Genomic DNA, 21,433 nt, shown 5'->3' with positions numbered 1-21,433 from the left:
GGCGCACTCACATGAAAAGCTGGATATTGCCGAACGGCGCGTCGAAATTCACGAGATCGATGCGCTTGAGCCTGATCTTGAGTTCATCGCCGACTTGAACCAGATCGTGCGACGCCCATCCTGAAAAGCGTTCCAGCGTGTCGCCACGCGTCTCGGTGTAGATAAAGGACGTCCGTGCCTTGAACAGGCCGGCCGCCGGGTCGCACACCAGGATCTGCGGCGCCTGCAGCAGGTGATGGCAGCGGCTCTTCGGCTTCTGGCTGAAGGTGCGCTCGCCGGCCAGTCGCTCGATGCGCACTTTCATCAGCAACAGGTCCTCGTACATCAGCGACGGCTGCAGCACCGGATCCTGCTGCTGCCATTCCAGCGGCATCCAGTAGCGCCCTTCCGGATGGAACAGATCGAGCCACGCCTGCCATTGCATCGTGTCGAGGAGGTCGGCTTCCCGATAGATGAAATCGGTGATGGTCTTTTCGCTGATCATTCCGCGGCCTCGACGGGCTGGTCCATGTCCATGGTCATGAATTTGGCCCAGGCATGAAACTGGTTCCGCATCTGGCGCTCCGATGTGCCATTGATGACCGCGGTGACATCAGGCTCTTCGTTGCTCTCGTAGAGCCGGCGCAGATTGACCCATTGGTTGCCGTTCGACTTCAACCCTTCCTGGGCCCGTTCATACATTTCGAGATCGTCGTGCCCGACGATCGAGGTCGGTGCGTTGATGAAGCGGTTGTACATCAGCGCACGCTCGTAGAGCTTGTCGGGCGCACCGACCAGGCGATAGACCCAGCTCTCCACCAGCGTCCGGTCCACCGCGATCGGGATGAAATTGCGGAGGATTTGCACCGCGCCCTTGACCATGATGTTCGGGAAATAGACGGTGTTGTGCCGGACCTCTCCTAGAATCTCGTGGGCCCGCTTCTCGCCATAGGCTGCGACCATCTGGCCGAGATAGCCTTCGACATCCGAATAGTTCGAATGGATGGAATTGGCGACGCCGGTATGGCCGTGGCCGTTGGGCCAGATCCGGATGCCGCTCTGCTCGTAAAACTCGTACGGGCTCATGAACGGCCCATAGAGCTGCACCGCCATCGGCGTCTCCGTGGAATTGCCCTGTTCGCGTTGCCAGACCTTGATGGCGGTGCCGGCCGAGCTCTCATGCGCCACCATGGGATGGCAGGTGTCGGTCTGGTTCTCGACCAGCATCTTCCAATTGCAGGTGTGCATGTAGCGGATCGGCGTGGCCTCGACGGCCAGTCTCCCCTCCGGCGAGCGGTCGGCCATGTTGTCGATGGTCGAGAGGCTTTCGCCAAAATAGTCTTCGAAGGCGACACCTCTTTCGCTCAGGCGCGCGAAAATGAAATCGCGGTAGACGACGACATTCTTGATCCTCGATAGCCCGTCGTTGGCCTGAGTGTCGGTAAATCCGGTGCCCTCGTAGCCTTTCTTCAGCGGGATCGCGAGCAGCGAGCCGTCGGTCTTGAACGACCAGGCATGATAGGGGCAGCGGAAGAACTTTCCGGTATTGCCGCACGGCTCGGAGGCGATCTTGACGCCCTTGTGCGGACAGCGATTGTAGAACAGGTGGATCGAGCCGTCGGTATGGCGGCTGGCCACCACCGGCTGCCGACCGATATTGGCGGTGATGAAATCGCCGGCCTTCGACAACTGGCTGGCATGCCCGACATAGATCCAGCTGTTGGGAAACAGATGTTCCATCTCGAGATCGAAGACCTCGGGATCGACATAGACGTCGCGATGCACCTCGGCGTCGCGCACAAGCCCGCCGATCGCGCGGGGATTCTTTCCGTATTTCGCCATGGCGCCTCTTGCCTCCTCTCAGAGATCCAACACCAGCCGGTCCGACTTCGCACGCGACACGCAGATCTGCATGACCTTGTTGGACGCCTTCTCGTCATCGCTGAGAATGACGTCGCGATGATCGGGCACGCCCGCGATCACGCCGCACTGGCAGATGCCGCAATCGCCCCGCCGGCAATCATAGAGCACGTCGAGCCCTGCCGCTTCCAGCGCCTGGATGATGCTCTGATCGGTCGCGACCGTGATGACCTGCCCGGTCGACTTGAGCTCGACCTCGAACGGCTGGTTCGGGGAGCTGGCCGGCTCCGCCTTGAACAGCTCGAAATGGATGCGGTCTGCCGGGATGCCCCTGGCGAGCGCCGCTACCTTCACCGCGTCAATCATGCCGGCGGGCCCGCAGACATAGACGTGGGCATCTGCGGGCGCATCGCCAAGCGCTGCCGCAATATCGAGGCGGGACGTATCGCTGTCGTAATGGACCGCCAAGCCCTCTGAACAGATTGCCTGCAACTGCGGCAGGAACGCCAGCAGCCCCGGCATTCGTCCGGCATAGTGCAGTCGAAACCAGGTTCCCTGCGCCTTCAGCACCGCCGCCATGGACAGGATCGGCGTGACCCCGATGCCGCCGGCAAACAGCAACGCCGGCGCGGCGCCCCCATGAAGACCGAAATTGTTGACCGGCGCGGTCGCGCTGACGACGTCGCCGACCTGAAGGGCATGCATGAACTGCGAGCCGCCGGTTGACGTCTCCTCGCGCAGCACCCCCAGCGCAACAGCGCCCTCAGGCAGGTCCGGCAATGCCATCAGGGAGTACGGCCGATCTCCCCCGCCCGGCAGCAACACGCGAATGTGCGCGCCCGCTTGCCACTCCGGCACAGCACCGCCCTCCACACCGAACACGACGCTGCGAATGACAGGCGTCTCCGCAACGATCGACTGCACTTTGAGCTTGAGCGGATGCGCGTCCATTCGGGCAGCTCATATTATATGAATTTGCATATTTTTATACATGTAATAATTACCTGTCAATCGCCGACCCGGCGGAGGGCCGGAACTGGGGAGCCAAGGCAAGCAGTTCGCCGCGTTCGTCGCGCGCACAGTCAGTTCGGCCGGCAAGCCGCCATCGATCGCCGCCCCTGCGAAAACCGCGGGATGCGCACGACAACTGAGCGCGGTCGCCCTCGGCTCGGATTGCAATATTTTTGGATTACGGGCACGGCCGACCCAGCTGACGATCCAGGGCGATCACCATCGATGCGCCACCGATCGGGCGATCGCGATGACGTGCCCGCGGCAGTTTCAGTTGCAAGGACGCGCGACCGTTACACTCCGCCTGGCCCGGCATAGTGGACGGCGAGCGTCGCCAGAATTGTCCTGTTGCTGATCTCGAGCTTGCGGAAGATGTGGTGCAAATGAACCTTGATGGTGCCGTCGGCCACCTTCAGACGGCGGCCGATCTCCTTGTTCGACAGCCCCTCCGACACCAGGTTCATGATCTGACGCTCGCGTTCCGTCAGCATTGCAAGATACTTCTCCGGCATCGCGGTCTGAGCACGGGAGATCGCTTCCTCGCACGAGGGCGGCGGCAATCATCTTCTGACCGTCCGCGACCTGCCGCAATGTTTGCAGGAGAGTCTCAGGCTCCTCGTCATGGAGAATAACGCCGTAGGCTCCGGCTGCTGCCAACGTCGCGAGATCGCGATCCTCGACGGAGGTAGCGAGAAAGACGAGGCGCGCGGCACGCGTCGCGGAATTTCCAATGTCGATCGTTGCCCGCTCAAAAATGTCAGGCATCGACATGTCCAAAATGGCTATGTCGGGCGCTAGACCCCGTACTGCTTCGAAACAACTCGCAGCATCATTGCAACGAGCGACAACCTTGAAATCACGTTCTGCTTCGAGCAGGCAATTCAGACCCAATAAGACAACTGGATATCTGCTAGCAATCACCACACGACTGAAATGCATTTACGACCAATCCCTCAGTCCCTCCAGTTCAGCTCCGTAGTCCCTCCAGATCAGCTCCGCGCCCAATTGATTAATAAGCTACTCCAACCCAATTGATTAATAAGCTACTCCAATATGACACTTTTCCGTAAGGATTTGTTGTCGCGGACGCCCCGTGAATTTACTGCCCTAAGCGTGCCAACAGGCATAATTTCAGCAACGCATGATCGCAGCGCCTGACCTACTCACCCAGAGCGGGTGTTTCTCAAGGGTGCCCTGCGCGCGCGCCCTAAGGGTGGCGTCTCTTTCTCATGATGATCGACATCTGAAACGACGGACGACATCTGAGGCAATGACTATAACCAACGGTATATAGGGATATTGGGGATTAGCATCTAACATTCTTAAATATTTAGAGTGCGCTCAAGACTTTTTCGTCCTCAGATTCGTTGGTCCGATCGGACAAATCCGAGGAAGCGTTTTGCATACGTCGTTCTTTTTAGCTGGGTGATGATCAACAAATGAGCCGGATTCAACCGACCCGCCCATTGTTTCATTGTAGCGTCCGGGAGAATTTCCATGAGACGACGATATCCTTTTGCTATTGTGCTTGTTGGTGAAAATAGTCTTCGTAAGGAAGGTCTTGCCAGAATTCTGAATTCGGAGAGTTTTCAAGTCCTGACTTCGATATCCGATGCCGACGATTTGCTTGGCGACGACACGCCCAAGAAGGCCGCAACCAATCAGGCATTGTTGCTCCTCATTGTTCACACCGGCGACGATTTCCGCCCGACAATCGAGCAAATCGAGTCCTTCAGGCGCCGTCACGCCGATGGGCGCGTCGCCGTCGTCGCGGATCAATATCGTGTGAGCGACCTGGCTGTCGCACTTCGGGCCGGTGCCACCGGATACTTCATCGACGTGATGAATTGCGACGCGTTCATCAAGTCCATCGAACTCGTGATGATGGGTGGCACCGTCTTCCCGCCGGCGTTCCTGACGTCCGCACTCGACGCCGAAGAACGCGATGCGGAGGATACGCCCGGCCCCAATAATGACGATCCTGCCGCCGCAGAACCGGACGACAGGCTTGCTCGGCAACTTTCGCCCCGGGAAATCTCGATTCTGCAGTGCCTGATCGAGGGCGATTCCAACAAGTGCATCGCCCGCAAGATCAATATTGCAGAAGCCACGGTGAAGGTTCACATCAAGGCGATCCTTCGCAAGATCAGGGTCCAGAACAGAACGCAGGCCGCGATCTGGGGCTTGCACCATCGCCCTGCGGCATGGCCGAATAGCCACGGGTCGGCGCCCCACGCGAACGATGCCGAGCGACCTCTCCCGCCGAAGCGGGAAGTTCCCAAGATCGCAAGAGCGGGCCGGCCGGCGCCACTTGGCGCGATCGACCACACGGCGAACTATTTTGAAGTGCCGCTTACGAACGGTCACGCCCACAACGGCAGTTCGAAGATCGACGAGGCGATCCGGCTTCGCAAATAGCTGAACCTTCCCGTTGACATCTCGCCGGGTAACCCAGGCGGGATGTCCCTCGGCCTGCGAGCCGCATCAACGGAATGCGATGCGCGATGGCCGATGCCGAGGTCAGCGCCAGCGCAGACGGCTGGTCTATCCTTCCCACAATGTTTCACGCTGTCGCCTCGCCGGCGGCAAGAAGCAGGTAACCGATGATCCGGCGCCTGCCTGTCTAGATCTCAACCGTCACCATGCCAGGACCGAGCTTGACCAGCTTATCCTCCACCTGCATCTGCGTGCGGCCGAACGACGCAAGCGAGATTCACGAATGACCGCGCACCAACGCATCGCCCGCGCTCGAGCCCCGTTCGCCTCGATTTGATCTATCCCCCCGACGGACGCGGACTCAATGCGACGATCAACGGCGATCAGGATCGCTCAATGATCGTCGTCGGAGCTGACCCTGGGCGTTCATCGATCGTTGACGTCACCGGGCCATGCGAGGTGATTGCTTGATAGAAGCAACCTCCTCAATGGCCGTGCGGACGGGCAAGCCGTCGTCGTTGGCGTCTTTCGGCGAGCAGCGACAGCAGGCCACCGAGCGCCAGTGCAGCGAGGAGCGTCAGCGCGAACAGCAGCGGACCGTTCGGACCGGAGGGTACCATCACCGCTTCCGCAGGCAGTAGCGTTTGACCAGCAGCGGACCTGACCATGTCACGCGCCGGCGCGCTGTCCTGGTTGTCGAACGCAGGATTCTTCTCCGCGCCCTCCATTGCCTCCTTCAGACGTTCGAGTTTGGCTTGAGCGCCGACATAGGTGGGATGACGCGGACCCAATACGGCCGAAAGCCCGGCCAATTCCCGCTCGGCCGCAGCGTACGCCTCCGTCGCCTGTGCGCGCAGCCGCCCGCGCAGATATTCGGACGCAACCCAATTCGCCAGGTTGGCCGCGCGCTGCGGGTTCGACGTGGTCACCGCGATCGCGATCAAATAAGACCGCGGATCGTTGGTAACGGTGATCTGCTTCATGAGGCGTGTGATCGCGAGTTCGCGCGGCGTTGGCGCGGGATGAGCCCCGAGATACGGCCAGACATGGGAGAGCGCTCGCTCCAGGCGGCCCGGGCGCGCGTAGTCGGGGTCCTGGTCGAGCCGCAGCGCCGACACGACCGCGCTTGCGGTGCCGCGCGATCGGATGATGCGCGCCGAGCTGTCAACGACGGCAGCCGCATCGACGGCCGCTGTCGATTGCAGCCTCTCGCCGGCAATATTTTCGTTGCGCACAAATTCGAGCTGAATGGTGGCTTCGCCGGTGTATCGCGATGCCATAAACATGAACGCAACCAGAAAGGCTGCCTGCGCAAGCACGACAGTTATCATGACGAGCTGCCGGTGCCTCCATACGACACCCAGCGCATCATGTACGACCTGCTCATAATGTATGCGGGGGGCGTTGATCGCGCCTGTCTCGACAAACATTTCCTGATCTCCCGAACGGGTGCGAGTTCCCGATCTTTGCGCGTGGCCAAGGCGGTTGGCCAATAGTCGATGGCTCAGTGAGGTCATCGTATGAAAATCCTGAAAGCGGCCCTGTTGAAAAGCGCACCGACCAGCGCGCGGGCCTGAAGGCGGTCGGCTACCCTGAGCAGATCCAGAAACAGGTGCTCGCCGTCGGATTGGCCGGCTGGTTCTATCCGGCCAGCGCTCCCGTCAGCCTTTCGGTCGACAAGAGCGCCGACTATATCGAGCAGACCCCGCTGATAAGAATAGCGCGAGATCGTGCAGCCGAGCAGCCGCGCCTCTTGCTTGCAGCGGATTTGCGCCGGAGCAAAGCTGCGCGTAGCCGACCGAAACATCGGCAGGTCGGCTTCGGTGTCGCCGATCGCAATGGTCTCGGCGTCCGGTCCCAAGACCCGATCGCGCAGGGCCGTCAGGCCCGTCCCCTTGTTGACGTTCTTTGCCACCACGGCGGTATCGCTCGTGGTCTGGCGGAAGCAGAGCCGGTCGAGCTGCAGCGTCGCGATCAGATCACGCACGATCAGCGTCGGCAGCGGGACCGGAACGCCCTGACCGATGTTGAAGCGGCGCATCCGCGATAGCAGGCTCTGGGGTTTCTTCTCGATCATGTAGGCCCGGATGGAATATCTGTGGCGCTCGTCGAGAAAAACGCCGGGAAGTTGCCGCAGCGCTCTCCTGAGTTCATCGAGCTGAACCAGCGTGTCCTGATCGATCAGCGGCAATCCGTGCCCGGCAACGGCGTCCCACAAGTAAGCGCCGTTCTCCGCAACGCCACCGGCCAGCCCGTACGCTTCACAATAGTCCTTGACCTCGTAGACCGACCTCGCCGTGTTGAGCGCGACCGAACAGCCGTGCTTCGACAGCAGGGAAAGAGCCTCGATGCCGGCCGCCGTCGTGCAAGGATAACCGAAGATGCGCCGGTCCATGACGCCGTCGATGTCGAGGAAGACAAGCGGCGACTGCCAAGACACCGCTCGCGACGGCCGACATCGCGCACCGCAGAACTTGGCGGTCTGTGCAGTCAGGAAATCCCACGCGCCGAGGAAGCGCCGGTGCTGCTCCTGCTGCTGTTTACCGCACTGCACGACACTGAAGAGGTTCTCCTGCGCCGTCTCCATTGCCCACACGCCGGCCAGCAGCTTATTGATGAAGAGCCGGTCTGCAACCGACGCGTCGCCGGAATGCTCGACGTAACGGCGGACCAATCGCTCCTCCTCGTCGGGCGACAGCTCGAAGCTCAAGATGGCGTCCGCGAGGTCGTAAGCCGGATCGACGCTGTTTAGCAGGGTCTTGCCGAGGCCATGCCCAAAATAGCCCGTCTTCAACAAACCCGTCCCGCCCACGATCCACTCGGCAGCTCCCATGTTGCCATCGATCAACGTGGGACACGGGCAATGTAATCGATAAAGTCGCTGCTGGATCAATGACCGCATCGGTATGTCGAGCACGAAATCACCATATGCGCGGCCGAACGCCTCGGCCAGCAGCGTCCAACCGTTCTCGTGCACGGCCTTGCCCGCGACACGCGACTTCGGCAGGGCCAGGAGACGGGTGCGCGCGGCAACGTAGCAGGCCACCCTGTCGATCCAGGAATCGCGATCCAATCCGATATCCATGGCGGCCTGCTGCTGCGGCAGCCACTCGCTGTAGAGGATGCCGTCACGCAGCCCAAGGATCGGCGCAACGAACTCGGACAGCCGCTGCGCGACAAGGAACGCCGGGTAACCGAGGTATCCCAGTCCAACGCTCTTCGCCACGAAATGACGGACCTCGCGGTCGCCTTGCGCAGTCTGCAGCTGCACCTTGAATATCCGCCTCAGCGTCGCGCCTCGCTTGCCGCTCGCGCTGTGCTGCAGACCACCATCGAGCTCCTCCGCCCGCCAGCTATCGAGCACATGAACATCGGTGAACCCGCGCGGCGCAAGATATTCGGCCAATCTTTCCGCGACCATCCGGGGATCAAGTAGCTGCTGCTTTCGCCAGCGCTCCGGCTCGAGCGTGATCACCAAGTCGTCAGGCAACGCCGCAGCCCAACCGGGCGTTGCCGGATGTGTCGGCACCAGCACCTTTATCTTGGAAAGGTCGAAGCCCGCCTGACGCGCGATATCGACGGCAAGAACGATCGTGCCTCCCGAATTGGGCGGATCGTCCACAATTACGAGCCTGAAGCCCTTGCGGGCGTACTCCGACAACTGCCTGCGCTCCCATTCGCTCGGGCCCTTCTTCGGATGCACCGTGAGCGCGGCGATCCGGCCGTAACCTTCGGCCTTGAAGAAGGAGCACAACAGCGCGGAAAAGTAGGTACCAGCCGTTCGTAGCCCGAGCACGAGAACCGGGTGCGACCTGTCGGCAACGCCCCGCATGAACTGTCGCCCCAGCTCGAACACGTCGACAGGCGTGAGATCGAGCCGGTTGAACGCGGACGGTATGCCGAGGCGAACGTCGAGCAGACCGGACGGGAGCTGCCAGCGCAACAACGCTGACAGCTTCCCGATGACCTCCGCGAACGGCGCCGCCTCGCCCTCCGATCGCATCAGACCGGCAAGAAGTATCTCGAGCCCGTTCTGCCACTCCTCCTTCCAGCGACGAAGCTGGGTCCTGTGCCGTTGCGGCCACTTCTGCGCGACTTTGTCGGTAGTCGATACCGCGAGACGCCCGAGCGGGCCTTTTGCCAACTGCGAGGGTATGCGCAGCGTGTGTCCGCGCAGATACTCGTCGACGCCATTCAACAGCGAGCATGAAAGCAGATATATGTTTGTGGCAACTTCCCTCGCCTGCCATCCCGGTTCAACATCACCGAGCCGATCAAGCTCGGCGGCAAGACGCTCGCTCACTTCACCGACCGTCAGATGAGGATCGAGGCACCAATCATAGGCGGCATAGAACTCGGTCTCGGCCGGCAACGGGTCCAGCGCCACCGCCGATCGCTCGATAATCGCCTGCCTCTCCAGCACCAACATCACTATTTCGGCTCCGGTTCCTGAATGGTTACGCTGCCGAACCCGCCTCGATTTCGGACAAATCATGTCGGGCATATTGATCGATCGCGCGTGCATAGACCGCCATCAGCGCCTGGTAGTTGGCTTCAGCGGTGAAATGCCGGTCAAACGTCTCCCGCGCAGCACGGCGCATCTCAGTCAGTGCGGATGCCTCTGACCAGAGGGAGCGCACACATGCCGCGAGATCGTCTGCATCGCCTGCTGCAAAGCACGCGCCGTTGCGCCCATCGACGATGTCGACCATCGCGCCATGCCGAGGAACGATAACGGGCGTGCCCTTGGCGAACGCTTCGATCACGACACGAGGAAGAGCTCCCTCGTAACATTGCGATGGCAAGATCAATACCGCCGCGGCACCGATCAGTTCGTAGACGTCGTCGTGGGGCACGCCGTGCAACCGTTCGATCACCGCGTTACGGGCGGCCGCCTCGCGAACCAGGCCGTCGAGCGGGCCGTCGCCCACGATCTTCAGCGGCACTTCGAGTCGCCGCCAGGCCTCGAGAAGCGCCTGAATGCCTTTTTCCTCGGAAAGCCGGCCGACATAGACAGCGTAGCCGCCATCGCCGACGCCGACACGCGGCTCGGGATAAAGGAAGTTGGGCTTTATCACGATCTTGTCCGCGGGAAGCCCTCCTTCGATGAACTTCCGGCGACTGAATGCGCTCAGGGCGACATACGCATCGACGGCGTGCTGCCAGGTCCCCAGCAGACGATGAGTCGCAAGCATCGCCGCGACGGTCGCGCTCGCCGCCGTGCTATGACGGTAGCAATTGTGCGCAACGCCACGCCAGGGCGTCGCCTTGCCGAGGCAATCCTCACAAGGCTTGCCATCGCGGAACAGCAGCGCATTGACGCACACAAGACGGAAGTTGTGCAGCGTCTGCACCACGGGAACGCCCTCGGCATGCGCGGCGTAATAGGCGGCCGGAGACATAAGTGGAAACGTGTTGTGGAAGTGAACGACCTGCGGTCGATGCAGACGGATCAATCGCCGCAGTTCGACAATGGTCTGCCGGCTCCAGATCGTGCGGCCCGCGAGCTGCAGACGCCCCATGTCGTCGATAGTGTCGTTGGAGAGGCAATACTGCGTCACCTCGTGGCCGTGCGCCCTGAGCAGCGCAACCTCGGCCGCGACGCATTGGTCCTCGCCGCCGGCGGAGCTTGTAGAAATTGTGCGCCACGAGAATGTTCATCGACGTCCTCCTGCAGCTGCAGCTTCCGCCGCGGCCACCGCCTGACCGGACGCAGCGACGGGCGGCATCGGCAAGCGGCAGAGCTGTCCGTTGCTGACCGCCGGCGCCTGCCGCGTGAATTGCCCCATGAGGCGCAGCACACTTTCCAGCCGCTGCCATTGGTCGAACTCCTCCAACTCCCAGGAATGTCCCCAGAGATGGAAGACGCCGCCGCGCGCAATGACCTGAGACAGCAGCGATTCCGCGAGCGCGGGCCATTCTGTCGCGCGGCCGTGACGGAGGTAGCGCCAGATGTTACCGAAGGCCATCCGCTTGATCGCGTTCCTCGCCAGAGTGGAACGGCGGTGCGGAAACGCCTGGACGGTCGTCGGTATCTGCAACAGGCCGGCTAACGGTCGCGGAAAGCCGAGCGCAAGAAGCTCGACGGTGCGCAGGCCGATATATCCCGCTCGCTGGACCATGCGCACATGCTCCTTGCGGTAGCGGCCGATCGGCGGGCAGAAGCACTCGCAGCGAATACCCGTGCTGTCCTCGATCCAGGCCTTGGACTCGGCGATCTCCTGCGAGGCCGTTTCTGTCGTCACGGACGTCAAATCGACATGGTGGAGCGTGTGCGCGCCGATCTCGAAGCCCTTGCCCAGCGCGCGCAGCTGCATGGCGGACATGGTCTGTCGTTCGCTCGTCGTCGCGGGTACGTAGAAGGTGCCCTCCAGTCCGTACTTTGAGAGCAATGCAGCCACGCGATGATCCAGGGGATGGCCATCATCCCAACTGGTCGTGATGTAGGCCGGTAACGTCATGACCCGCCTCCCACCACGCTCAAGCGATGACGCATCCGGACGTTCGCCTGAGCGGCGGCGAGCATCCGATCGATGCGGGGCATCGCGACGCTTCGCTGAATCAAGCGGAAAAGCCCTCGCGGCGACCATCGCAGGTCGAGCAACTTGAGCTCCGCTCGCGCAAATGGCGCGGATTTCCGCGATCAGCTCCGGCTCCTGCTCCGGTGCTTCCATCATTGTCAGAAAGGCCGACAACACGCTTTCTACAAACGTCCGCTTGCTCAGGGCCACGCGCCGATCGACGGTACGAATATCGGTCGCCACATCGCAAAGCAGGCCGGCCAGGTCATAGGCCGCCGGGTAACGTTGGTTGAATACGACACCGACGCAAGCCGGCTTGTCGGCATCGACGAGCGTGAGAATGCGTTGCGCGGGATCGTAAAGGATGTTCTGAAGGCAGAGATCACCGTGCGGACTGCCCGTGGCCCAGTGCGGCCGCAACACGGTGACAAGAACCCGGGCCATGGCCGCCAGCACTTCGGGAGGCTGATCGCTATGGGCGGCAAGGGACTTGTTGAGGTCCGTGCCGGCAGCCATCGTCATCACCAGGGCCGGCGGCGTTTCCGAGACATGAAGCGGCAATGGCGCGCGTAACGTCCAGTCATGAACCGTCCTGCCGTCGACCGAGCCGTGCAGCCGCATCTGGGCATCGAACTGCCGTTTTGCCGTTTCGACCGCGGCCGGCTCGTCGGGATAGAGCTTGACCGCCAGATCGCGATATCCTTGCCAGACCGCATCGTCCCTACCTGTACGGATGCCGTAGATCCGGCCCTGGAATCCTTCTCCGATCTGCCTGATGTCCCAATCGACAGCCGGGTTCGGTTGCGCAAGTTGCTGCAGGACCTGCACGATAGGAGCGCGAACGTGATCCGCAGGACCGGGCAGGGCTGCGACCGTCAGGAATGCGACCCAGCGGGCCGCCGATCCCGCAACGCTCCCGGCCAATATCCCGTAAGCAGCTCCGAGCAATCCCCATTCGGCGGTAAACGCCCAGACCGCCGTCGCCGTGACGAAGGCTCCGACCGACGTCGCCACCACGACCGCCCGCGGCCGTTCCATGCTTGCCATAGCGTTGGAAGCCGACGCCCCCGCGGCAGTCGCAAGCACGGCCAGCGCCAGGATCGTCACGACGTCGCCCCGCCCGTCGTATCCGTGATCGTGGTAGATCAGCCTCATCAGGAAGTCGCCGCTGAAAAGAATCATGACCCAGAACAGCGACATGACACCGACAAGCAGAAGCGCGTCACGCGACGCTTGACGGCGCAGTCTCTCGACTCCCCCCTCCTTGAAAGCAAGGACCGAGCGCGGCGTCAGCGTGTTGCGGAATGCGCTCAGCAACGGGTTGGCCACAGACGCGATACTGTTGCAGGCTGCGAAAACGCCGGTTTCCGCCAAGCTGACCAACAGCGGCAGCACCCAGTAGCTGACGTAGCTCTGGATCGTGACCGTGATCTGTCCGGCACACAGCCATTTGCCAAGTCGCCAGCTCTCCGCGGTCGCCTGCCGCACGCGGCCCGTGGGAAACGAGAAATTCTGTCGTGCCAGGTAGAGCCAGACGAGGCTGGTCAACGCGCAGCCGCCCGCCAGGGCGAGGGAGGCATTGACAGCGGACATCCTGTCGGTCCAATCCGAGCCAAGCCAGCACAGGCAGTTGCACCGCCGCCACGCCGGCATCAAGGATCAGGGCATTCGCCACATTCAAATGTGCAAATGCATACGTTCGATTGAACTCCCTCTGCAATGCGAACGGGACGGTCAGCACCAACGTGCAGACCAGCCAGGTCAAATCGTTCGCGGCCCATAGCGCGATCATCGCAACAGCCACGATGGCCAGCACGACAATGGCGGCCGCGGACAACCACACGCTGTGCAGCAGCGAGAGCCCGGCATGCTGCGCGGGGGTTCGCGACGAGCGGTGCCGCTGTATCGTATAAGGCATCAGGATAAGGGCATCCTGCACCGCGAGCACAAATCCCAATACGGACAGACCAATGGCGTAGATGCCGAGTTGGCTGGGCTGGGTGAAGCGACCGACCAGCACCGTCGACATAAGGCTGGTGCCGCTCACGACCGCCTGGTCCGCTAACGCCAGGGCGTGCGTTCCGAAGATGATGCTCATGATCGCCGGCCCACGCTGTGGCGCTCCGGCTTGCGGGTTCTTGCAGAACGTGGCGCTCCGGATGCGGGAGCGCATTGCGGTCCACACCAAGCGCCAAGGGGCGGTCTTTCATTCCGATTTTCTGCATTCCAACCTTCGACTCACCCGGCCTCACGCGACGCCATCGTGCCGGTCGACTTTCGACCTTGCATGGCGCGTCGCAATAGCTCACCCGCCGCAAGGCAGGAGAATCCCGGGACGATGTAGGCGTAGCGCCGCCACAGACGCTTCGGCTCCGAGCACAGCCGGAACAGCCATTCGAGGCCATGACGCTGCATCCACAGCGGCGCCTGACGCTTGGTTCCCGCGAGGAAGTCGAATGCCGCGCCGACGCCGATCATCACCGGTGCCTCGATCTGCCCGCGATGCGCCGCCATCCACCGCTCCTGCTTCGGCGTGCTCAGGCCGACCCAGACAATGTCCGGCCGCGCGGCATTGATCATGTCGACAATCGCGCGGTCTTCCTCCGGCGTCAGTGCGCGAAACGGCGGCGAGAAGGTGCCCACCACCTGCAGGCCCGAAGCGGAGCGAACCAGGGTTTCCTTGAGCTTCTCGGCAAGCCCGACATCCCCGCCATAGTAGAATTGCCGATAACCCCGTGTTGCGGAAAGCGCCGTCATCGCTCGCATCAGGTCCGGTCCATAGACCCGTTGCGTGCGCTTTTTGCCGACAAGACGCAGGAAGTACACGAGCGGCATCCCATCCGGGGTCACCATGCCGGCCTCATCGTGGATCTTGCGCAGCGACGGATCGCATCGGCATTCCATCACGCCGTGCACCCCCGTGACACAGACATATTCGCGGCGTCGCTCTTCGATCCAGCACTCGAGCGTTGCAACTGCGTCGTCCATGGTAATGGCGCTCACGCTGACACCGAGCACGTCGCCACGATCAAGCGCTGGGTCGGCCCTGGGACTCACTGGGGCATCTTCCACACGAGCTTGTCAGCTTCGCGCGGGTCGGACAGCAGGTTGTCGAAATAGGCGATGGTCCTGCTCAGTCCTTCCTTCACGCTCACGACCGGCGCCCAATGCAGAAGCTCACGCGCGCGGGAAATGTCGGGCCGGCGCTGACGCGGATCGTCCTGCGGCAACGGTCGGAATTCGAGCCTGGAGCGCGACCCCGTCAGCGAGATGATGAGCTCGGCGAGTTCGCACATGGTCATCTCGGTCGGATTTCCGAGATTGACCGATCCGTCAATGTCCGCCGGCGCGTTCATCAACCGCGTCAATCCATCGATCAAGTCGTCGACGTAGCAGAACGATCGCGTTTGCATTCCCGTCCCGAAGACCGTGATCGGTTCGCCTCTGAGCGCCTGCACGATGAAGCTGGACACGACGCGGCCGTCCTGCGGATGCATATTCGGACCGTAGGTGTTGAAGATGCGGGCGACGCGAATATCCAGCCGATGCTGCCGCCGGTAATCGTAGAACAGCGTCTCCGTGCAGCGCTTTGCCTCGTCGTAACAGGCTCGCGGTCCCGCGATGTTGACGATGCCACAGTAGTCCTCGGTCTGGGGATGGACATCTGGATCGCCATAGACCTCGCTGGTCGACGCCTGAAGGATACGGGCATGCAGCCGCTTGGCGAGGCCCAGCATATTGATCGCGCCAAGCACGCTCGTCTTCGTGGTCTGGATCGGGTCGCGCTGGTAGTGAATTGGCGATGCCGGGCACGCGAGGTTGTAGATCTCGTCGACCTCGACATAGAGTGGGAACGTGACGTCGTGCCGCATGACCTCGAATGCCGGCTCGCCGAGAAGCGGTTCGATGTTCCGACGCATCCCGGTGAAGAAATTGTCGACGCAAAGCACCTCGCATTCCTGCTTCAGCAGTCGCGCGCACAAATGTGAGCCGAGGAATCCAGCTCCCCCGGTGACCAGAACACGTCTTTTCAAGCTGCGTCTCCGCCGGTTTGCATGTCCGCCGGACGGTCTCCGGCATTCCCGATCTTGAGGGAGCCAACACGCCGCCAACAGTTGCGCTCATGGATAAGCCGCAACGAATAGGAGCTATCCGGCTCGAATCCGGAGGTACCACCAGTGAAGTACCGCTGACGCGCGCGTCATTAGCCCGTGTTTTTCTGCACTTGGCCCACGCAACCACTAGTCTTGACGCTGCCGGCCATGGAGCGTCTGCGCGAATCCAGCTGGCCGCGCGTGGAGTTATTCGTGGACAGTGATCAGCGACCGATTGCTTCCGGTACCAGCCCGTCGACGCCGATCCGACGCTTGCTGACATCGTTGTCGGCGGCGTGCCTTTCCGTCCTGTTGTGCGCAGGTGTGGCGCCGGCAGGACAGACAACCTACCGTCTTGCGTCAGGTGACCGCATCACGGTAACCGTCTTCGGGCAGCCTGAACTCTCGGGTGACGTCCTGATCGATGATGCCGGCACCATCAGCCTTCCGCTTGCTGCGGCCATCGAGGTCAAGGACCTGACAGTGTTTGAATGCCAGGAGCGGATCAACGACAAACTTCTTGCCGAGGGACTTCTTCGGACACGATCGGTCGGCGTGCGCATCGCCGAACTGCGGCCGCTCTATGTGCTGGGCGACGTGCGGCTGCCGGGCGCTTATCCCTTCCGCTACGGCAGTACGACGCAGAGCGCCGTGGCGCTCGCTGGAGGATATGGCCCCGTCGACGCACTGCGCCAGACCGCACTCTCCGACTATCTGTTAGCGGAAGAACGTGTCCGCCAGCTCACGAACCAGAAGCGCACCATGCTCATCCGCCAGGCTCGTCTCGAGGCGCAGCGCGACGGAAAGGACAGCTTCGTTCCGCCGGATCTTGGCAATGCGGCCAACGACAAGGACACGCTCCGGATCATCGGAAGCGAGCAGGACGTCTTCAGGATCCAGGCTACGATCCTGCAGGGGCAGATCGACCTGCTCCGGTCGCAAAAGCCGCTGCTAAAGGAGCAGATCGAGGCCAACAGCGAACAGGGCAATGCCGGCAAAGAAGCAGCTCGACCTGATCCGTCAGCAAATCGATCGATATGGCAACCTTCTCCGACAAGGGTTGGGGACACAGAACAACGACTTCAATTACCGCGTCCTCGAGGCAAACCAGGAGGCAACGGTCTGGCGATTGCTCTCGGACGTCTCCCGGCTGCAGGTCGATGCGGGAAACGTGGATTTCAGGATCAAGGAGGTTGACGCGGCATTCAAGCGCCAGGTCGCGACCGAACTGCAGCAGACGCGCGATCTGCTCAACGACCTCGACATTACGCTGCCTGCGGCCATCGCGGTCCGCGACGCCAGATGGCGCAACGTCGGCGGCGGCACCGGCGCCAAGCATTTGATCAGCATCACGCGCATGCGGAACGGTCACGCCGTCGTATCGGATGCCGACGAGACGACGCCCGTTGAGCCTGGAGACGTCATCGACGTCAAGACTGAGATGCCGGCCGGCGTCACGTCGAACGACCAGGCCGCCGCGGAACTGCTTAGATCACGTACCCCTCCGGGACTGAACAAGCCAGCGGCCAGGACTTCACCAGCCCGATTTCCCGATAGCAAGCAGCGTTGCCAACTGCCGCCCATCAATTGAGATTGCGCCTTCGGGAGCCATGACAATACCCCCCTCAACCGCGCGCACCTTGCCTCGGCCGGACCGCTACGTTCTCCTGCTATGTTGCGTTCTCATGGGTTATGCGCTGCTCAGAAACGGCGGCTTTGCTTATTTCGGCGACCGACCGATCTTCATCGGCGAATTCACCTTTATCGTAGGGCCGCTTGCTCTGCTTCGGTCAGGCTGCTTGATCGCCCTGTCCGCGTCTGCTCCGTGCCTCCGACGCACCAGCCTGTCGCGAGCCCTCGCCATCCGGCGCACGATCAAGCTCGCGGCCTGGCTCACGCCGTTGATCTGGCTCTCGGCGCAGCCGGCGCTGTCTGGCCCCGTCGAGGAGCCCTGCCCGGCCGATGCCATTTCGATTCTGCCGGACGAACCGATCCAGCCGGCCGTCGATCGGGCCGAAGTGGGCGCCGCGTTCTGTCTGAAGAATGGCATTCATCGCAGCCAGGCCGTCCGGCCACGCAAGAACCAGCGGTTTTATGGGGAAGGCCGGACAATTCTCAACGGCAGCCGCATTCTCACCGACTTCAGCCGGGAAGGCACCTACTGGGTTGCCAGTGGCCAGAACCAGCAAGGCCGGCGGGTCGGATCATGTGTCAGGTCGGCGCCGGCTTGCAATCTGCCGGAGGCCGTCTTCGTCGACGACGTTCCCCTCACCCAGGTGTTGACGAAGAACGACGTCACTTCCGATCGCTTTTACTTCGATCATTCGACTGGAAAGATATTCCTCGCCAATGATCCATCGGCCCATAAGGTCGAAGTCACCGTCGCAGCGTTCGCATTCGACAGCACCGCACCCGGCATCTTGATCAAGAATCTCATCATCGAGAAATATGCCAGCGTCGGCCAGAAGGGCGCTGTCCAGGCCCAGGATGCCAACGGCTGGGTGGTCGAGAATTGCGAACTTCGGCTGAACAGCGCGGCAGGGATCGCGGTGGGATCCGGCACCCGGATCCGCGACTGCGACATTCACCACAACGGCCAGATCGGGATCACGGGAGTCGGCCGCGACGTTGTGATCGAACGCAACCGCGTGTTCGCGAACAACACCCGCGAATTCAATCCCAACTGGGAGGCCGGGGGCGTTAAACTTGCGGTCAGCTCAAACGTCGTCATGCGCGACAATCGCGTCTACGACAATCGCGGCCCAGGCTTGTGGTGCGACATCGAATGCCGCGACGTTCTCTACGAGGGTAATATCGCCGAAGGAAACAGCGAAGCCGGAATATTTCACGAGATCTCGTTCGCGGCGGTGATCCGCAACAACAAGCTTCGACACAACGGCCTCGGCAAGGGTGGGTTCTGGGGCAACAACCTCCTGATTGCCGCATCGCAAGACGTCGATGTCTATGGCAACGAGCTGATCATTAGCGCGGGAAAGTGCGGCGTCATCCTTGTCGACCAGGGCCGCCGCACCAAATCGGGTGAGCTTTACAAGACCCGCAACAACCACATCCACGACAACGACATGAAATTCGAGGGTGCAGTTTGTGCCGGCGCCGCCTCCGACGTCGGACCTGACAACGCTAACGCCGATGTCATCGAGACCGGCAACAACCGGTTCGATCACAACGTCTACCGCATCTCTCGCGAAAGCACGCCGGTCAGATTCGCGTGGGGACGTGCCGTCCTCGATTGGGACCGCTTGCGGCACGCCGGGCTCGAACAGAACGGTAGTCTCCTCGTCCATTGACAGGGCTCGGGCCACGACGCTCGCAAACCGCGCGCATCGACCGATATTATCGACGGTTGTTGCGATTTCGGACTACCACCTCGTTTCAATCGGGACTTTGAAACGGTCCGGTTAAGGTCGGCATTCGACGTTGCTCAATCCCTTCCGCGACTGATGCAGCTCAGGCAACTACCGAGAGAACATGGAGGCGCGAAAATGCGAGGCAGGAAAACGGCGCTCGTTACGGGTGCCGGTGGGTTCATCGGCCATCATTTGGTCAAGTATCTGGTCGGGCTTGGATACTTCGTCCGTGGCGCCGACATCAAGTCTCCCGAATACGAAGAGACCGCCGCCGACGAGTTCATGATTGCTGACCTGCGTGACCGTGCAGAGTGCCAGCGTGTCACGAAGAATATCGACGAGGTCTATCATCTTGCCGCCGACATGGGCGGCATCGGCTATATCAGCACGCAGCACGCTGAGATCACGCTCAACAACACCCTGATCGATGCGCACATGCTGCAGGCCGCAAAGTGCAACGAGGTCAAGCGATTCCTGTTCTCCTCGTCCGCCTGCGTCTACCCGCAGCATCTGCAGCGAAATCCCGACGTCGTTCCTCTGCGCGAGGACGATGCGTTTCCGGCCGATCCGGAAGAAGGGTACGGGCTCGAAAAGCTCTATACCGAAAAGCTCTGCCAGTACTTCACCGAGGACTGGCACCTGCCCACGCGCGTCGTCCGCTTCCACAACGTCTACGGCCCGCTCGGTACCTATGACGGCGGTCGTGAAAAGGCACCCGCAGCCCTTTCGCGCAAGATCGCCGGTCTCCGCAGCGGAGACGAACTGCAGATCTGGGGAGACGGCAAGCAGACACGCTCGTTCATGTACATTGATGATTGCGTCGAAGGCATTCATCGCATCATGCAGTCCGACTATTCCCTGCCGCTGAACCTTGGCACAGACGAATTGGTGACGGTCGACGAACTGGTCGACATCATTGCCGCCATCGCCGGCAAGTCCGTGATCAAGCGTCACGACACATCGAAGCCGCAAGGCGTGCGCGGCCGCAATAGCGACAATTCGCGACTAAGGACGATCCTCGGCTGGGAGCCCGCGACGACGCTGCGGCAAGGCCTTGTTCCCACCTACCGCTGGATCGAAGGGCGAGTTCTCGGCAAGCCCGATCTTTCCAACATCGCAGCCGCCTAGTCGCAGACGTCCTCCGACATCGCAGCTGGGGGACGTTTCCATTAGACCGAACGGAAGCAAGTACCAGCATGACAGACCAGGGGCTGAACCTGCGCCAAGCGAGCCGCGCGAACCTGCCCTCTGGCAGCCAACGTGGCTCTGCATTCGTCCGTCGGCATCGCAAGTCGATCGTGACGGCCTTGCTGGTCAGCGGCGATCTCGCCGCCGCATTGGACGCAGGCGCCTGTACCAGCTCACTCACGCGAGCGGTCGGGCTACCGACGCCGGAGCATCTTGGGGTCGCAGTGCTCCTTGCCGCTTTCGCGTTCTTCGTAACCGGACTCTACAACAGTCCGGACCCGGAACCCTACCAGCGTTTCCGGCAGCGCGCCCTTGGCGTTGGCATTGTCATGGTGCTGTGGAGCATTGTCACGATGGCGAACGCCAGCGGCTGGAACATCGTCCATGTCATCTTCGTTCAGATCGCCTACGCGGCTTGCCTCCTACTGATCGGCCATTACGTAGAGGTCGCGCTGCGAACTCTGCTGATACATTTCGACCTGTGGGATGCCTCAGCCATCCTGGCTGGTCCGGCCAGTCAAGACCGCGACCTTGCACGATACTCCCGGCAGAACTGGCTCCTCAAACGGATGCTGGATATCGTATTCGCTGTTCCGCTGGGGCTGCTCGCGCTGCCCGTCGTGGCGCTGGGCGTGATATCGATCAAGCTGATCGACCCAGGCGCGGCTTTCTTCGTCCAAGAGCGCGTAGGATACCGCGGTAAGCTGGTGAAGATGCACAAGTTGCGGACCATGTATGCCGACAGCAGTCGTATGCTGGAGGAGCATCTCAATCGTAACCCGCATGCGCGCGCCGAGTGGCAACAGTTCTTCAAGCTGCGGAACGACCCGCGTATTCTGCCGATTATCGGCAACTTCCTGCGCCGCTCCAGCATCGATGAATTGCCGCAGCTCTGGAACGTCATCCGCGGCGACATGAGTCTGGTCGGCCCGCGCCCCCTCCACCGCTTACCATATCGAACAGCTCGATGAAGAAT

Annotated in this window: 17 protein-coding genes; 6 read left to right on the top strand and 11 right to left on the bottom strand. The window is 61.7% G+C overall.

Translation table 11 applies throughout. The annotated features are described in order from the left end of the window. Positions 1-7: 7 nt before the first annotated feature. From ACVWW1_RS46890 to ACVWW1_RS46875, 4 genes are all read right to left on the bottom strand, one after another. Entirely contained in the window at positions 8-484 is a 477-nt protein-coding gene (locus ACVWW1_RS46890) for an aromatic-ring-hydroxylating dioxygenase subunit beta (RefSeq protein ID WP_207836923.1), read from the bottom strand. Then, complete coding sequence (locus ACVWW1_RS46885) at positions 481-1,821, bottom strand: aromatic ring-hydroxylating dioxygenase subunit alpha (protein WP_456660579.1); 1,341 nt, start codon at positions 1,819-1,821, stop codon at positions 481-483. Before ACVWW1_RS46885 ends, ACVWW1_RS46890 begins: the two co-directional genes overlap by 4 nt. An 18-nt stretch (positions 1,822-1,839) precedes the next feature. Further along, on the bottom strand, positions 1,840-2,790 hold the full coding sequence (locus ACVWW1_RS46880) for a PDR/VanB family oxidoreductase (RefSeq protein WP_456660578.1): 951 nt from the start codon (positions 2,788-2,790) through the stop codon (positions 1,840-1,842). A gap of 353 nt (positions 2,791-3,143) precedes the next feature. Continuing rightward, on the bottom strand, positions 3,144-3,341 hold the full coding sequence (locus ACVWW1_RS46875) for a response regulator transcription factor (RefSeq protein WP_456660577.1): 198 nt from the start codon (positions 3,339-3,341) through the stop codon (positions 3,144-3,146). Positions 3,342-4,347: 1,006 nt separating this feature from the next. On the opposite strand from ACVWW1_RS46875, the gene ACVWW1_RS46870 reads away from it, so the two are divergent. Beyond that, the gene (locus ACVWW1_RS46870) at positions 4,348-5,268 is read left to right on the top strand and encodes a LuxR C-terminal-related transcriptional regulator (protein ID WP_456660576.1); all 921 of its coding nucleotides are present in this window, start codon (positions 4,348-4,350) and stop codon (positions 5,266-5,268) included. A 503-nt stretch (positions 5,269-5,771) separates the two neighbouring features. Here ACVWW1_RS46870 and ACVWW1_RS46865 read toward each other — a convergent pair. The 7 genes from ACVWW1_RS46865 to ACVWW1_RS46835 form a co-directional block, all read right to left on the bottom strand. Next, a complete protein-coding gene (locus ACVWW1_RS46865; RefSeq protein ID WP_456660575.1) occupies positions 5,772-6,779 on the bottom strand; it encodes a hypothetical protein in 1,008 nt (335 codons plus the stop codon). A gap of 20 nt (positions 6,780-6,799) precedes the next feature. Further along, a complete protein-coding gene (locus tag ACVWW1_RS46860) occupies positions 6,800-9,790 on the bottom strand; it encodes an HAD hydrolase family protein (protein WP_456660574.1) in 2,991 nt (996 codons plus the stop codon). Further along, complete coding sequence (locus ACVWW1_RS46855; protein WP_456660835.1) at positions 9,744-10,925, bottom strand: glycosyltransferase; 1,182 nt, start codon at positions 10,923-10,925, stop codon at positions 9,744-9,746. Before ACVWW1_RS46855 ends, ACVWW1_RS46860 begins: the two co-directional genes overlap by 47 nt. Before the next feature lie 18 nt (positions 10,926-10,943). Continuing rightward, positions 10,944-11,747 carry a polysaccharide deacetylase family protein gene (locus ACVWW1_RS46850; protein WP_456660834.1) on the bottom strand — a complete coding sequence of 268 codons (804 nt, stop codon included), beginning with the start codon at positions 11,745-11,747 and terminating at the stop codon, positions 10,944-10,946. A 1,282-nt stretch (positions 11,748-13,029) separates the two neighbouring features. After that, positions 13,030-13,905: a hypothetical protein gene (locus ACVWW1_RS46845; protein WP_456660573.1), complete on the bottom strand. Its 876-nt coding sequence runs from the start codon at positions 13,903-13,905 to the stop codon at positions 13,030-13,032. Positions 13,906-14,045: 140 nt separating this feature from the next. Then, positions 14,046-14,795, bottom strand: coding sequence for a WecB/TagA/CpsF family glycosyltransferase (locus ACVWW1_RS46840; protein ID WP_456660572.1), 750 nt, complete (start codon positions 14,793-14,795; stop codon positions 14,046-14,048). 65 nt (positions 14,796-14,860) lie between these two features. Next, entirely contained in the window at positions 14,861-15,841 is a 981-nt protein-coding gene (locus tag ACVWW1_RS46835; RefSeq protein WP_456660571.1) for a UDP-glucuronic acid decarboxylase family protein, read from the bottom strand. A 213-nt stretch (positions 15,842-16,054) separates the two neighbouring features. On the opposite strand from ACVWW1_RS46835, the gene ACVWW1_RS46830 reads away from it, so the two are divergent. The 5 genes from ACVWW1_RS46830 (at position 16,055) to ACVWW1_RS46810 (ending at position 21,428) form a co-directional block, all read left to right on the top strand. Then, positions 16,055-17,098: a polysaccharide biosynthesis/export family protein gene (locus tag ACVWW1_RS46830; protein WP_456660570.1), complete on the top strand. Its 1,044-nt coding sequence runs from the start codon at positions 16,055-16,057 to the stop codon at positions 17,096-17,098. Continuing rightward, positions 17,073-17,492 carry a hypothetical protein gene (locus ACVWW1_RS46825; protein ID WP_456660569.1) on the top strand — a complete coding sequence of 140 codons (420 nt, stop codon included), beginning with the start codon at positions 17,073-17,075 and terminating at the stop codon, positions 17,490-17,492. The genes ACVWW1_RS46830 and ACVWW1_RS46825 overlap by 26 nt, the downstream gene beginning before the upstream one ends. Positions 17,493-17,700: 208 nt before the next feature. Next, positions 17,701-19,209 carry a right-handed parallel beta-helix repeat-containing protein gene (locus ACVWW1_RS46820; RefSeq protein ID WP_456660568.1) on the top strand — a complete coding sequence of 503 codons (1,509 nt, stop codon included), beginning with the start codon at positions 17,701-17,703 and terminating at the stop codon, positions 19,207-19,209. A gap of 195 nt (positions 19,210-19,404) precedes the next feature. After that, on the top strand, positions 19,405-20,397 hold the full coding sequence (locus ACVWW1_RS46815; protein WP_176532201.1) for an NAD-dependent epimerase/dehydratase family protein: 993 nt from the start codon (positions 19,405-19,407) through the stop codon (positions 20,395-20,397). Positions 20,398-20,465: 68 nt separating this feature from the next. Continuing rightward, complete coding sequence (locus ACVWW1_RS46810) at positions 20,466-21,428, top strand: sugar transferase (RefSeq protein ID WP_456660567.1); 963 nt, start codon at positions 20,466-20,468, stop codon at positions 21,426-21,428. Positions 21,429-21,433: the final 5 nt, after the last annotated feature.

The sequence above is a fragment of the Bradyrhizobium sp. JR3.5 genome (assembly GCF_054057015.1).
This window is presented reverse-complemented; position numbering and strand designations above follow the sequence as displayed.

What these genes read in the sequence shown, in the direction of transcription:
- ACVWW1_RS46880 (WP_456660578.1), bottom strand. Translation starts at nt 2,790, where the DNA reads ATGGACGCGCATCCGCTCAAGCTCAAAGTGCAGTCGATCGTTGCGGAG.
- ACVWW1_RS46870 (WP_456660576.1), top strand. Translation starts at nt 4,348, where the DNA reads ATGAGACGACGATATCCTTTTGCTATTGTGCTTGTTGGTGAAAATAGT.
- ACVWW1_RS46860 (WP_456660574.1), bottom strand. Translation starts at nt 9,790, where the DNA reads ATGCCCGACATGATTTGTCCGAAATCGAGGCGGGTTCGGCAGCGTAAC.
- ACVWW1_RS46840 (WP_456660572.1), bottom strand. Translation starts at nt 14,795, where the DNA reads ATGGACGACGCAGTTGCAACGCTCGAGTGCTGGATCGAAGAGCGACGC.
- ACVWW1_RS46845 (WP_456660573.1), bottom strand. Translation starts at nt 13,905, where the DNA reads ATGAGCATCATCTTCGGAACGCACGCCCTGGCGTTAGCGGACCAGGCG.
- ACVWW1_RS46810 (WP_456660567.1), top strand. Translation starts at nt 20,466, where the DNA reads ATGACAGACCAGGGGCTGAACCTGCGCCAAGCGAGCCGCGCGAACCTG.
- ACVWW1_RS46815 (WP_176532201.1), top strand. Translation starts at nt 19,405, where the DNA reads ATGCGAGGCAGGAAAACGGCGCTCGTTACGGGTGCCGGTGGGTTCATC.
- ACVWW1_RS46890 (WP_207836923.1), bottom strand. Translation starts at nt 484, where the DNA reads ATGATCAGCGAAAAGACCATCACCGATTTCATCTATCGGGAAGCCGAC.
- ACVWW1_RS46885 (WP_456660579.1), bottom strand. Translation starts at nt 1,821, where the DNA reads ATGGCGAAATACGGAAAGAATCCCCGCGCGATCGGCGGGCTTGTGCGC.
- ACVWW1_RS46850 (WP_456660834.1), bottom strand. Translation starts at nt 11,747, where the DNA reads ATGACGTTACCGGCCTACATCACGACCAGTTGGGATGATGGCCATCCC.
- ACVWW1_RS46875 (WP_456660577.1), bottom strand. Translation starts at nt 3,341, where the DNA reads ATGCTGACGGAACGCGAGCGTCAGATCATGAACCTGGTGTCGGAGGGG.